The organism is Exiguobacterium algae (assembly GCF_018617875.1).
Classification (GTDB): Bacteria; Bacillota; Bacilli; order Exiguobacteriales; family Exiguobacteriaceae; genus Exiguobacterium; species Exiguobacterium algae.
The window spans coordinates 1026307-1039848 of the sequence record NZ_JACSKZ010000001.1; the positions used below are offsets into that span (position 1 = coordinate 1026307).

Below are 13542 nucleotides of genomic sequence, written 5' to 3' on the forward strand. Positions count from 1 at the left end.
TCATTCCCCCGTCTTCTTTGGTAGGCGTCTCGGTGGTTTCGTCACCTTTGACCCATCATTCGTTAATTTTAACACAAGTCGGTTGACGAGTGGCTCGAGTTCATTCCGTACTTGGCGATAGACGTTCATCGATCCACCGAACGGGTCATTGATATCCCGTTCGAGCCCCGTCACGAATTCATAGAGCGTGAATGTGCGCTCTGCCAAATCCGGGTATGTATCCCGGATCTGTTCACGGTGCGCACGTGTCATCGTCAAAATGATGTCCGCCCAACTTCCCAACACCTCATCAAACGTCTGGGTCACATGCTCCAGCTCAATGCCACGTTCTCTGAGCACTTGAAGCGCATTTTCAGAGGCGTCAAATCCTTGCATCGTCCGCAAACCCGCAGAACGGATATCAAAATCATCCTCCGTCACTTTTGAACGGAGTAGAGCCATTGCCATCGGGCTGCGGCACGTGTTGCCACTACATATGAATAATACGCGTTTCATCGACATCGCGTGTCCTCCTCTATGTCTTTAGGCCTTTTCAGTCGGGTGTACGATTTTGCCGCCAGCCGCCTTGTACAGACGGTTATATACAGCAAGTGCGACCCCCTTTGGTTCAATTTGGTTCACATAAATCTCTTCCACATCTGTCTCATCAAATCGCCGAAGCGCGTCGTACAACCGCTTGGCCGCCTCTTCCATCGATGTACCGAGGGAATAGGTGACCTCCGCCGGTGTCGTCGTTTCGTCGAATACAAGCGCGCCAACCCGTTTCCCTGCCGCCTGCCGCTCCTCAATGACTTGAACGAGCGCGTCCCGTCCCCCATTGACGAGGAACACTGGGGCGGTCGGGGCATAATGCGTGTACTTCATTCCTGGTGATCGTGGCGCTGCTGTTTCATCACTCAAGTTGGCGTCCAGTGCGACCGGTCCAATGACAGCCTCGATCGCTTCTTTTGTGACGCCGCCGGGACGTAAGATGGTTGCCGTTTCACCCGTACAATCGATGACGGTCGATTCGACTCCAATCCCAGTCGGTCCTCCGTCGACGATGCCGGCAATTCGCCCCGTCAAATCATCCGCCACATGTTTTGCGGACGTCGGGGAAGGTCGACCTGAACGGTTCGCACTCGGTGCCGCTAATCCAAGACCCGAGGCACGAATCAAATCCAGCGCCGCCGGATGATTCGGCATCCGAAGGCCGATCGAGTCGAGCCCTGCCGTTACGAGCGATGATGCCCGGCCGTTCGATGGCAAGATGATCGTCAAAGCGCCTGGCCAAAACGCATCCATCAAGCGCTTGGCGACAGAAGGAATCGTATCGACAAACTGTTTCGTCTGTTCGACAGAAGCGACATGTACGATCAGCGGATTGTCCGACGGTCGACCTTTCGCCTCAAAAATTTTCCGAATCGCCACATCGTTCATGGCATCCCCAGCGAGACCATATACGGTTTCTGTCGGAATGGCGATAATTTCTCCCGCTTGAAGAAGGCGAACCCCTTCTTCAATCTCTGTTGGCTTGATCCACTTCGTTTCCATGTACAATCCCTTCCCTCACGGCATAGACGATACGGTCTTTGCCGTTTATATCTTTTAAAATACCCGTTTCTGCTTCAGGATAACGTTCTGAAAGCAATGATTTCACAACTTGTCCTTGGTTATACCCGATTTCAAACGCAATCAACTGCCAATCGGCACGTAAGACGCGCATCGACTCTGCGACCAGTTTCCGATACATGACGAGACCATCCACCCCTCCGAACAAGGCCAGATGCGGCTCATACGCAGCAACCGTCTCATCGAGAAGCTCATCGGCCTCGATATAAGGAGGGTTCGAGACGAGTACGCGAATCGAATCATCGGCGATCGGCGCCAGACAATCCCCTTCATGGAACAGGACGTCCGCACCGAGTGTCGCTGCGTTCCGTTTCGCCACGGCAATCGCTTCCGGGGAAATATCAACGGTTTGAACCCGTTTTCCAAGCTCTAAACTGAGTGTGATGGCAATCGCTCCACTTCCCGTCCCGACGTCGACGATGTCATCGGCTTCAATTCCTTGGACTTGGTCCAACACCCACTCAATCAATTCTTCCGTTTCCGGTCTCGGGATCAACACGTCCCGGTTCACTTCAAAGGAGCGCCCGTAAAAAGGGGCCCGTCCAATCAAATGCTGGACCGGCTCTCCCTGCAACAAACGTTTCACCCCTTCTTGAAAGACCGACTCCGACGCTTCAGGCAGTTCTTCTGACAATCGTACGAGTAGCCCGGTCCGGTCAACTTCGAGGACATGCATGAGCCACCACTCCGCCGCTGCCGGGTCTCTCCCCGCTTCGGCGAGCGTTTGCTCGGTCTGTTTAAGTGCTGCGGCGATTCGTGTCATTCCGCATCCTCCATCAGACGTGCCTGCTCGTCCATGATCAAGGCGTCAATGATATCTTCAAGTTCGCCTGCGAGCACCCGGTCGAGCTTTTGCAGCGTCAACCCGATCCGATGATCCGTAACACGGCTTTGCGGGAAGTTATAGGTCCGGATCCGTTCCGAACGGTCTCCTGTCCCGACAGCCGACTTCCGTTGCGCCGATAGTTCTTCCATATGCTCGCTCTGCATTTTGTCATATAGGCGCGCCCGAAGGACCTTCATTGCTTTGTCTTTGTTTTTATGTTGGGACTTCTCATCCTGACAGGAGACGACGAGACCGGTCGGGATATGCGTCAATCGCACGGCCGACTGGGTCGTGTTGACCGATTGTCCGCCTGGACCGGATGACGTAAACGTATCGACCCGGACGTCTTTCATATCGATATGGACTTCAACGTCTTCTGCTTCCGGCAATACCGCCACCGTCGCCGTCGATGTATGGATCCGGCCACCCGACTCGGTAGAAGGGACCCGTTGGACGCGATGCGCCCCATTTTCAAACTTCAGCTTCGAATAGGCGCCTGCCCCGTTGATCATGAACGTCACTTCTTTGAAGCCGCCGAGCTCGGTATAGTTCGCATCAATCAGCTCAGTTTTCCAATTTTGACGTTCCGCGAAACGTGTATACATTTTATATAAGTCGCCCGCAAACAGCGCCGCCTCGTCCCCTCCGGCTGCACCGCGGATTTCAACGATGACGTTTTTGTCGTCATTCGGGTCTTTCGGGAGCAACAAGATCCGGAGATTCGCTTCGAGCTCTTTCACTTCCGGCTCGAGAAGCGTCATCTCTTCTTTTGCCAGCTCGCGCATATCTGCATCCATCGTCCGGTCTTCCAGCATGAGCTTCGCTTCTTTATACGCCTCGCTTTTCTCTTTGTACAGGCGATACGCTTGGACCGTTTCTTCCAACTGGGCCTGTTCTTTTGAATACTGTCTCAATTTTGTCGAATCGCTGAGCACTTCAGGGTCAGCGAGCATTTCATTCAATTGGATATATCGTTCTTCCAATACACTCAAACGGTCAAACATGATGATCCGTCCTTTCTCCGTCAAATCAAACTCTCTTCAGTATATCAAAAAACGAACCGCCAGAGGCGGTTCGTCGTTCACTCAGTCAGCCACCGTATGGCGGACCGGCCGTGGTTTGTTCGGGACGTCATGACAATGACGGCACCGTGGTTCATATGATTCTGAAGCACCGACCAAAATGACCGGGTCTTCATAGCGGGCAGGGTCTCCATCGATCAGTCGTTGTGTTCGTGAGGCCGGTGCGCCACACGACAAACAGATTGCCTGCAACTTCGTGACGAATTCAGCGCGCGATAAAAGTTCCGGCATCATCGTGAACGGCTCACCACGGAAGTCCATGTCAAGGCCCGCACAAATCACACGTTTGTCCTCAGAAGCCAGTTGTTCGATGACATCAACGATGCCTTCATCGAAAAATTGCACTTCATCAATCGCGATGACCTGGGTCTCTTCCTTCACCGCGTCATATAAGTCTTGGCTAGAGCCGACCGGGACGGCCACGACCGAATTTCCGGTATGTGAGACGACGTTCTCCTCATGATACCGGTCATCGATTGCTGGTTTGAACACTTGAACCGGAATTTTTCCATAATGAGCCCGGCGGACTCGACGAATCAATTCCTCCGACTTCCCTGAAAACATACTCCCACAAATTACTTCAATCCAACCATAGCGGTTCGTCACATGCATCATTTCTCTTCGCCCTCTCCATCGATAATCGCTATCCGATTATACCTATCTTTCTCGTTTAGGAAAAGGGTTGACTTCTTACAAAAATTAGCTATTCCCTTTAATTCCGTTCTTCTTCCGCATCCGCTTCTTTTTTCACATCAATCAATCTCAGCTTGCGCGCGAGCGGGCGAATCGTCAACCCGTGAAGCGCGACTGAGATAAAGACGAGGCCAAGGGTGAGCGGCAACATTTGTTTTGCATCTTCGATCCCGAGATGGGCCACTTCTTCCGCGAAGAACCCCGCCACCGTCATGGCGACAATCCCACGCGGGGCGATCCATCCGATAAAGCCGCGTTCTGCGAGCGGGAGGTCTGTTCGAATCGTCGATAAATAAATCGCAATCGGACGGACAAGGAATAAGATCCCGGCGATTGTCAACAAGAGCGGCCACTGGAAGATGTTCATCAATTCCTCGCGCGAGAGCGAGGCCGTCAACAAGATGAAGACGGATGAGATGAGCAAAATCGAGATGTCCTCCTTGAACGATTGCAATTCTTCGATAATTTCTTCATCGCGATGCTTCGTGTTCGCCATCGTCATCCCCATCGCTGTCACGGCAAGCAACCCGACTTCATGCATCATGAGTTCGCTCAGCGAGAACAGCACGAGCACCGCCGTCAGTGTGACAGAAGCCCGCAAGTAACGAGGAACTTTTTCACCGACGAACCAGCCCATCAAGACGTGACCAAAAATATAGCCGAGGCCGATCCCGACAATACAAGCCCCTGCAAACAAGAGCTGCGTCCATAAGTCCATGCTCTCATAGACGATATAGCCTAAACGGACGACGAACAGGCCGAGCAAGGCACCAACCGGGTCCACGATGATCCCTTCCCATTTCAAGATCGCCCCGACGCGGTCTTTCAAATGGGCCTGCCTGAGCAACGGAATGACGACGGTCGGTCCAGTCACGACGAAGAGTGCCCCCATCGTCCAGGCGACGACCCAATGTAACCCTCCGACATACTGGATCAACAAAGACGCTCCGACAAACGATAAGGCGACCCCGATCGTCACGATTCTGACGATCGATTTTCGGAATTGGTTGATTTCAATAAAATGAAGCCCAAGACTCCCTTCGAACAAAATGATCGCGACCGCGAAGGAAATGATTGGACTATATAAATCACCGAGCAGCACACGCGGATCGAACAGACCTAGGATGGGTCCAGCGATGACCCCCGCTACTGTCATAATGATGATGGCTGGAATTTGGTATCGCCAAGCCAGCCATTGTGACATGATGCCGACCCCGATCAATAAGCTGATACTAATAAGTATGAATTCCATGTTGGCCCCCTAACGACATTATTTCGTCTCTTTACCCGAGTCCTGTAAACAAAAAACCGCCAAGGGCAATCCCTAGGCGGTGTGCATACAACTTGACGATTAACGTTTGTACTTCTTGTTGAAGCGCTCGATACGACCGTCCGCAGATGCGAATTTCTGGCGACCTGTGTAGAACGGGTGCGAGTCAGAAGATACATCGACACGGATGAGTGGGTACTCATTTCCATCTTCCATTGTGATTGTCTCGTTAGAGTAACGAGTTGAACCACTGATGAATTTGAATTCTGTCGTCGAGTCCATGAATACGACTTTACGGTATTCTGGGTGGATTCCTTGTTTCATTGCTTTTCAACTCCTTCGGCCCTAAGTATTCTTTCAACCTAGAGAAAGTTCACTAGAATATAATAGCACCCCAGTATGTGATTTACAAGTCCGTTTTCGCTTTTTTCACGGGACGGCGACTCTTTTTCTTATCCGCTTCGAGCGCCGCGAAAAACTCGAGATTTGTCTTCGTCTCACGCACACGACGTAAGAATTGTTCCACGAAGTCCGGCGACTCGTTCATGGTGCGACGGATTGTCCAAAGTGTGTCGAGTTCGTCTTTCCCGAGCAGGAGCTCTTCTTTACGGGTACCTGAGCGACGAATATCGATCGCAGGGAAGATCCGACGTTCCGCCAATTTCCGATCGAGGTGAAGTTCCATGTTCCCGGTCCCTTTGAACTCTTCGTAAATGACGTCGTCCATCCGCGAGCCGGTATCGACGAGCGCCGTCCCTAAAATGGTCAAGCTGCCGCCGTCCTCGATGTTCCGGGCCGCACCAAAGAACTTCTTCGGTTTGTGGAACGCCGCCGGGTCGATCCCGCCGGATAGCGTCCGACCGCTCGGTGGGACCGATAAGTTATAGGCACGGGTCAATCGCGTGATCGAGTCGAGCAGGATGACGACGTCTTTTTTATGTTCGACCAAGCGCATCGCCCGTTCGAGGACCAGTTCAGAGATGCGTGCATGATTCTCCGGTGTCTCATCGAACGTCGAGAAGGCAACATCCGCCCCTGGGACGGAACGCTGAATATCGGTCACTTCTTCCGGCCGCTCATCGATGAGTAAGATGATCAACTCGACATTTGGATGGTTCGTCGTAATCGAGTTCGCGATTTCTTTTAAGAGTGATGTCTTCCCGGCTTTCGGCGGAGCGACAATCAATCCGCGTTGACCGAATCCGACGGGTGCAATCATGTCCATGACACGCACAGACAAGTGGTTCGGTTCGGTCTCGAGCACCATCTGCTGTTCCGGGTAAATCGGGGTTAACGCCGGGAAATAATCACGAGAGCGTGTCGATTCCGTCGACTCTCCATTGACCGCTTCGACACTGAGCAATCCTTGGAATCGTTCATTTTCTTTTGGCTTACGTACTTTTCCAGTGACAAGGTCTCCGTTACGCAGATTGAAGCGACGGATTTGTGAGGCCGCGATATAAATATCTTCGGATGACTGGGAATAGTTGATCGGACGGAGGAAGCCAAAGCCCCCATCATTTTGGGACTGTGGATTCGGAGGAATGATTTCCAATATGCCTTCGAGGAAATAAAGGTCCTTCGATTCAGCTTGCGACTTTAAAATTCGAAACATTAACTCGCGTTTACGAGCCTCTCGATAGTTCGGGACGTTGACTTCTTTCGCAATCTCATAAAGTTCTTTCAACGTCTTCGTCTCGAGTTCACGGAGTGTGTAATTTTTGTTCGGTTCAGTCTGTTGACTCATTCAAGTCACCTATCTTTCTACATCATTCTATCGTTCATCATACTTGAGCTGTCTGCAATCATCTAACCACATTTTTGCAGAGTCGTCACGGTTGAAAATCGACGTACTCCCGCCTCATTTCCCTTATTCTCAAAAACTCACACGTCTTTCTGCGACATTGTAACAAAAGAAGAGTTATATCCACATATTGTTTCAATCGTGTTACAAGAAAACGCTTTTTTGTCTTGTTATTGAAAAATGTTCGTGTACACCCACATGATATAGTTTATTTGCACACTAAATCGGGTATTATTCACCCCTTTGATGTGCTTGAAAATCGTACATTCAGATAGTTGAGTCATATAGGTCTGGTCTTATTAAAAAACGGAGGGAATTACATTATGTTTAAGCGTATTGCATCCATCGTCATCGCTGCCGCTGTCGCTTTCTCGGGTCTTGCGTTCACAACCGGTGAACAAGCAGAAGCCGCAACAGGCACCTTTGCTTACTCGAAAGTGAACGGTTTGAATATCCGAACAGCCCCGTCCTACTCGTCTTCAAAAGTCGTTGGAAAGATGAACAAAGGGCAACGCTATACATACCTCGGTAAAACCGGATCGTTTTACAAAATTAATTATAAAGGCAAAGCGAGTTACATCTCTGCGTCTTCGAAATATTCTTACTTGAAGCCACGGACGTCAACCGTTTCCAAAATGTCGACCACTTCGACATCGCAACCGACTGTTCCGACGTTCGCTTATTCGAAAATGAACGGGGTGAGCATCCGCTCGTCGGCTTCTTACGCTTCACAAGTCATCGGAAAGATGAATAAAGGACAACGTTACACATACCTCGGTAAAGTCGGGGCGTTCTATAAAATCAACTACCAAGGCAAGGCAGCTTACATCTCAGCGGCTTCAAAATATTCATACTTGAAGCCAAATACATCGACGACTTCGAAGGCAACTGCTTCAACATCGTCTTCGAGCGTCCGTTCGAAACTTGTCGCCGAGTCAAAAAAATACCTCGGCACACCTTACCGTTACGGCGGAACGACAACTTCTGGTTTTGACTGCTCTGGCTACACGGGCTATGTTTACAAGAAAGCAATCGGAAAAACACTTCCACGCTCTTCTCGTCAGCAATACGCAAGTGCGAAGAAAATTTCGACGTCTTCTATTCAGGCTGGAGACCTCGTCTTCTTCTCCCATTCAGGCGGAACGATTCACCACGTCGGTATGGCACTTAGCCAAACACAAATGATCAACTCAGAAACAGGCGGCGTGAAATACGCGAGCTTCAGATCAGGTTACTGGGGCGCCCGTTACGTCGGTGCCGGGACTTACCTCTAAAAAATCAACGACGACTCGGTTCATGGGAACCGAGTCGTTTTTATTTTTGCTTCAGCGCGCCTCGGGCGTTCGTCGCGGCAAACACGATCATGATGAGGCTCATCGTTCCAGCGACCGCCAGTCCAGCTGACAGCGCTCCCCAATCGATCTCGGGTTGGGTCAAGACAGCCCGCATCCCTTCGAAAATATACGTTGTCGGATTGAACGTCGCCGCTACTTTCAGCCACTCCGCCTCAATCAACTCTTTTGGAACGAATGTTGTCGATAAGAAGATGAGCGGGAAAAAGAGCAAGGTGCCCGCTTGGGCCGCCTGGGCGTTCCTTGTCTTCAAGGCGACCCCGACCGAGTAACCGGCAAACCCTAAGCCGAAACCAATCGCAAGCAGCACGGTGAAAAAGAATCCTGGTGCACCGACCGGAATCGTCAAGCCGAGCAAAAAGGCGACACTGAAAATTAGCAGCGTCTGAACGAACAGTTGCAGCATGCCCGCAATCATCGGACCGAGCACGATGGCCGTCCGTGTCGCCGGGGTCAACAGCAGTCGGGCAAAATACCCACTCTCAATATCCCGGACGAGCGCTTGTCCGGTACCGCCCGCACCTCCGACCGCACCCGAAACGATGGATACCGGCAAGATGAAGTTCAAGTAGTCGCTCCCTTCAAACTGCGGCAATGAGGCGACACTCGATAATCCGCTCGTGTAGACGAGAAGGAAAAAGACCGAGATCAATAAGTTCGGAATAAATGAAAAAGGGTTCCGGATCGTCGTCAACAAGCTCCGTTTCGTAAACAACCACGTCTCAGTCCACACGGATCTCGCCTCCTTCGTACGATTCACCGGTCACTTTCAAGAAGACATCGTCAAGTGACGGTTGTTTCACGGTCAAGCGCTCCGGCTGTAAACCAGCTTCATCTAAGGAACGAATGACGTCCATCAACGTATACTGTTTCAGCTCGAACGAGACGTTCGTCCCTTCCGCCTCATGACCAAACCGCTCCGCCGCCCGCTTTGCATCCGTTGCGTCTTGAAACGCCATGGCAATCGTCTCCCCACCAACCAGTCGCTTCAACTCATCCGCGGTCCCCTCACTCACAATTTTCCCGTGATTGATGATCGCAATCCGGTCGGCGAGTTCATCCGCCTCTTCTAAATATTGAGTCGTCAAGAAAATGGTCGTCCCAAACTCTTGATTTAATCGACGTACCTCATTCCAAATCTCGATGCGACTGGCCGGGTCGAGTCCCGTCGTCGGTTCATCCAAAAAAAGGACGGTCGGACGATGGACAAGTGTAAGCGCCAAATCCAGCCGGCGCCGCATCCCGCCAGAATACGTGCCGCTACGCCGGTCTGCCGCTTCCGTCAGGGAAACAATCGCCAGGAGCTCCTCCGCCCGTTTTTCTGCTTCCTCTTTCGACATCTTGAACAGACGACCTTGAAGGACCAGGAGTTCTCGACCGGTCAACACTTTATCGATTCCCGTCTCTTGCAGTGCGACCCCGATGGATAGCCGGACGTCTTTTTCCTGTTTCACCACATCGAATCCATTCACTTCGGCCCGTCCTGCCGTCGGACGGACGAGCGTCGTCAACATCTGCACGGTTGTCGACTTTCCCGCCCCGTTCGGCCCTAAAAACGCAAAGATTTCCCCTTCTCTTACGGAAAAGGATACCTCATCCACTGCGGCGACCTCTCCGTACGTCTTCACCAGTGATTCCACTTCAATCATCGGTCACACCTCCTGCCTTCCCATTCCCGTTTTGATGTGTTCATAACTAAAAAGCCGCAGACGAATGTTCGTCCACGGCAATCGGTTATTCTGGTTTCATGACCATCTTCGGTTTTTTCTTCAACGAGTGGTTCCCTTCGACGAACCGGACTGTTCCCGATTTTGCCCGCATGACGACAGAGTGAGTCTGCCCGCCCTGTGAGGTGAACTGGACTCCTCTTAACAGCTCGCCATCGGTCACACCCGTCGCTGCAAAAATACAGTCTTCTCCTTTGACGAGGTCATCGAGGAGCAGAATCTTATCCGTATCCTCAATCCCCATGTCATGACAGCGCTGCTTTTGCGCTTCGTCTTCCGGTAAGAGACGACCTTGGAAGTCTCCCCCGAGACACTTCATCGCGACCGCCGCAATCACGCCTTCCGGCGCCCCGCCTGACCCGAGAAGCAAATCGACCCCGGTTTTGGAGAAGGCCGTGTTGATCGCTGCCGCCACATCGCCGTCAGGAATCAACTTGATGCGCGCCCCGGTATCGCGGACACGCTGAATGATTTCTTGATGGCGATCTCGATTTAAGATCGTCACCACGACGTCTTCGGGGTTTTTATTTTTCGCTTTCGCCACGATCTCGATGTTTTCTTCAATAGAGTTGTTTAAACTGACGAGACCTGCCGCTTCCGGTCCGACCGCGATCTTATCCATGTACATGTCCGGCGCATGGAGTAAGTCTCCCGCATCCGCAACAGCCAAGACAGCGAGTGCGCCCCATGTCCCGGTTGCGACGATGTTCGTCCCTTCGAGCGGGTCGACGGCGACATCGAGACGCGAGCCATAGCCATTCCCGACTTTCTCACCGATATAGAGCATCGGTGCCTCGTCCATCTCGCCTTCCCCGATGACGACGATCCCTTTCATCGGAATCGTGTCGAACACGTCACGCATCGCCGTTGTCGCAGCGTCATCCGCTTCGATCTTTAAACCTCTCCCCATCCAACGGGCCGAGGCGAGCGCAGCCGCCTCTGTCACCCGGACCAATTCCATCGATAAACTTCGTTCCACCCGAAATCTCCCCTTTGTTACTCGGTCTCCTCTTCCACCCAAACGAGAGCTCCGAGCTGTTTTAATTTGCCGACAAAGTCGACATATGAATTGTTCAACTTCTCCGCATAGATGACCGTCGACTCTCCCCCCGCTTGTAAAGCAGATAGCACGAGCGCGGCTGCACTTCGCGCATCCGAACTCTCCATTTCCGCTGTCGCCAGCTGGTTCCCGCCACGAATGACGGCCGACGCGTCTTCTAACGTTATTTGCGCATTCATCCGACGCATCTCCGCGATATGACGGAAACGCTGGGCATACAGTTTGTCCGTGACGACACTTGTCCCGTCAGCTTTTAGCAGGGCTGCCGACATAATCGGCTGAAGGTCGCTCGGATACCCGGCATAATGAAACACCCGTATATCCGTCGGCAGGAACTGATTCGCCCGGACCGTAACCGACTCTTCGCCCACCTCAATGTCTGCCCCAAAGTCGATCAACTTTTGGATGACACCTTCTAAGTGAGTCGGAATCACGGGTTGCACCGTGACTTCCCCCGCCACGGCTCCATAAATCATGTATGTGGCGGCCTCTAGCCGGTCTGGAATGAGCGAATGCGTACACCCATGCAGCTTGTCGACGCCTTTGATGCGAATCTCGTCGGTCCCGGCCCCGCTGACATGTGCCCCCATCGATGTCAGCATCGTTGCAACATCGACGACTTCGGGGTCACAGGCCGCGTTTTCAATCACGGTCGTCCCTTTCGCGAGAACGGCGGCGAGCATGGCGCTCACCGTCGCACCGAACGAGCGCAGGTCTAAATAAATGCGACTTCCGGCGAGCTCTTCGACTCGGACATGGTAGAGACCCGATTCATTCTCTACGTGGATACCGAGTCGTTCGAGCGCCTTTAAATGCAGATCAATCGGTCGTGGACCAATCGCATATCCCCCAGGTAAACCGACTGCGCCTTTCCCAAAACGCGCGGCAAATACACCGAGCAAATAGACAGCGGCGCGCACTTTTCTCGTTTCTGAACCGAGGAGCGGCATCGCGACTGCTTCATTCGAATGAAACGTCATCCGCTCCCCGTCACGTTCAACCCGAACGCCGAGTTCTTGCAATAGCCCGATCATCACTTCCACGTCTTCAATGGCTGGAACGTTTTCAATGGTGACCGGTTCTTCTGTCAGCAGTGACGCGACGAGACAAGGTAAGGCACTCTGCTTCGCCCCGCTGATTTCCACTGTTCCTTCTAGCTTTTGCTGTCCAACGATATGCAAAATTTCCACGTTGATCAAAACCTTTCTACGACGGACTTATTTAGACTGAGCGTTGTTCCAATCCGCCAAGAACTGCTCAATCCCTTTGTCTGTGAGCGGATGTTTCATCATTTGTTCGATGACTTTGTATGGAACTGTCGCAATGTCAGCTCCAAGAAGGGCCGCTTTCGTCACATGGACAGGATGACGGACTGACGCCGCGATGATTTCTGACTCGATGCCGTGAATCGCAAAGATGTTCGCAATCGTCTCCACGAGTTCAAGACCGTCTTGTCCGATGTCATCGAGTCGTCCGATAAACGGCGACACGTATGACGCACCCGCGCGAGCCGCCAAAAGGGCCTGGTTCGCATTAAAAATGAGTGTGACATTCGTTTTGATTCCGAGTTCTTTGAACTGCTTCACCGCTTCCATCCCGTCCGGTGTCATCGGTACCTTCACCGTAATATTCGGCGCGATCGCGGCAAGTTCCTTTCCTTCTTCCACCATACCCTTCGCATCAAGTGCAATAACTTCCGCGCTGACTGAAAGATCCCCCACGATCTCACAGATTTCACGAAGCCGTGTATGGAAGTCCACACCTTCTTTCGCAACGAGTGAAGGGTTCGTCGTCACGCCCCCGATTACACCCATTTGATGGGCTTTCTTGATGTCTTCCACATTCGCCGTATCAATGAAAAAACGCATGTGTGTCTCCTCCTTTAAGATGTATTCGCTTACACTCCCTATTATGAGGAAATCGCACCCGAATTACTACCCTTTGTCCGATTCGAGCAACGATTGAGGCGCAAGGGACTGCGATGATGACCTGTCACCACAATTTACTGACCGCATCCGGTCTACCTATTTGAACTACCCCCACCTACGCTTCGCTTAGAGGTGGAGGATTCCTGAGTTATCCGACCTAACGGTCGAAACCTGATCAGGCTAACCCCG

At 52.1% G+C, this 13542-nt stretch carries 14 protein-coding genes; 1 reads left to right on the top strand and 13 read right to left on the bottom strand.

Features of this window, described 5'->3' with window-relative positions; all coding sequences use genetic code 11:
- The 8 genes from KNP03_RS05135 to rho all read right to left on the bottom strand — a co-directional run bounded on the left by KNP03_RS05135 (window position 1) and on the right by rho (window position 7229).
- Window positions 1-501, bottom strand: coding sequence for a low molecular weight protein arginine phosphatase (locus tag KNP03_RS05135; protein ID WP_214826097.1), 501 nt, complete (start codon window positions 499-501; stop codon window positions 1-3).
- Window positions 502-522: 21 nt separating this feature from the next.
- A complete protein-coding gene (locus KNP03_RS05140; protein WP_214826105.1) occupies window positions 523-1533 on the bottom strand; it encodes an L-threonylcarbamoyladenylate synthase in 1011 nt (336 codons plus the stop codon).
- Window positions 1499-2374 (bottom strand): peptide chain release factor N(5)-glutamine methyltransferase, encoded by an 876-nt coding sequence (gene prmC, locus KNP03_RS05145; protein ID WP_214826107.1) that lies wholly within the window; start codon window positions 2372-2374, stop codon window positions 1499-1501. Before prmC ends, KNP03_RS05140 begins: the two co-directional genes overlap by 35 nt.
- Window positions 2371-3441 (bottom strand): peptide chain release factor 1, encoded by a 1071-nt coding sequence (gene prfA / locus KNP03_RS05150; RefSeq protein ID WP_214826254.1) that lies wholly within the window; start codon window positions 3439-3441, stop codon window positions 2371-2373. Before prfA ends, prmC begins: the two co-directional genes overlap by 4 nt.
- An 81-nt stretch (window positions 3442-3522) precedes the next feature.
- Window positions 3523-4134, bottom strand: coding sequence for a thymidine kinase (locus tag KNP03_RS05155; RefSeq protein WP_214826108.1), 612 nt, complete (start codon window positions 4132-4134; stop codon window positions 3523-3525).
- Between the two features lie 97 nt (window positions 4135-4231).
- Entirely contained in the window at window positions 4232-5464 is a 1233-nt protein-coding gene (locus KNP03_RS05160; RefSeq protein WP_214826110.1) for a cation:proton antiporter, read from the bottom strand.
- Window positions 5465-5563: 99 nt separating this feature from the next.
- Window positions 5564-5806 (bottom strand): type B 50S ribosomal protein L31, encoded by a 243-nt coding sequence (locus KNP03_RS05165; RefSeq protein WP_214826113.1) that lies wholly within the window; start codon window positions 5804-5806, stop codon window positions 5564-5566.
- An 82-nt stretch (window positions 5807-5888) separates the two neighbouring features.
- A complete protein-coding gene (gene rho / locus KNP03_RS05170) occupies window positions 5889-7229 on the bottom strand; it encodes a transcription termination factor Rho (RefSeq protein ID WP_214826114.1) in 1341 nt (446 codons plus the stop codon).
- Window positions 7230-7609: 380 nt separating this feature from the next.
- On the opposite strand from rho, the gene KNP03_RS05175 reads away from it, so the two are divergent.
- Entirely contained in the window at window positions 7610-8560 is a 951-nt protein-coding gene (locus KNP03_RS05175; protein ID WP_240544431.1) for a C40 family peptidase, read from the top strand.
- 40 nt (window positions 8561-8600) lie between these two features.
- Here the strand turns inward: KNP03_RS05175 and KNP03_RS05180 are convergent, their stop codons facing one another.
- The 5 genes from KNP03_RS05180 to fsa form a co-directional block, all read right to left on the bottom strand.
- Complete coding sequence (locus KNP03_RS05180) at window positions 8601-9371, bottom strand: ABC transporter permease (RefSeq protein ID WP_214826116.1); 771 nt, start codon at window positions 9369-9371, stop codon at window positions 8601-8603.
- Complete coding sequence (locus KNP03_RS05185; RefSeq protein ID WP_214826118.1) at window positions 9361-10287, bottom strand: ATP-binding cassette domain-containing protein; 927 nt, start codon at window positions 10285-10287, stop codon at window positions 9361-9363. Before KNP03_RS05185 ends, KNP03_RS05180 begins: the two co-directional genes overlap by 11 nt.
- 85 nt (window positions 10288-10372) lie before the next feature.
- Window positions 10373-11344 carry a class II fructose-bisphosphatase gene (gene glpX, locus KNP03_RS05190; protein ID WP_214826120.1) on the bottom strand — a complete coding sequence of 324 codons (972 nt, stop codon included), beginning with the start codon at window positions 11342-11344 and terminating at the stop codon, window positions 10373-10375.
- A 17-nt stretch (window positions 11345-11361) separates the two neighbouring features.
- Window positions 11362-12615, bottom strand: a complete 1254-nt coding sequence (murA, locus tag KNP03_RS05195) for a UDP-N-acetylglucosamine 1-carboxyvinyltransferase (protein ID WP_214826122.1) — start codon at window positions 12613-12615, stop codon at window positions 11362-11364.
- Between the two features lie 27 nt (window positions 12616-12642).
- The gene (gene fsa / locus KNP03_RS05200) at window positions 12643-13293 is read right to left on the bottom strand and encodes a fructose-6-phosphate aldolase (protein WP_214826124.1); all 651 of its coding nucleotides are present in this window, start codon (window positions 13291-13293) and stop codon (window positions 12643-12645) included.
- Window positions 13294-13542: the final 249 nt, after the last annotated feature.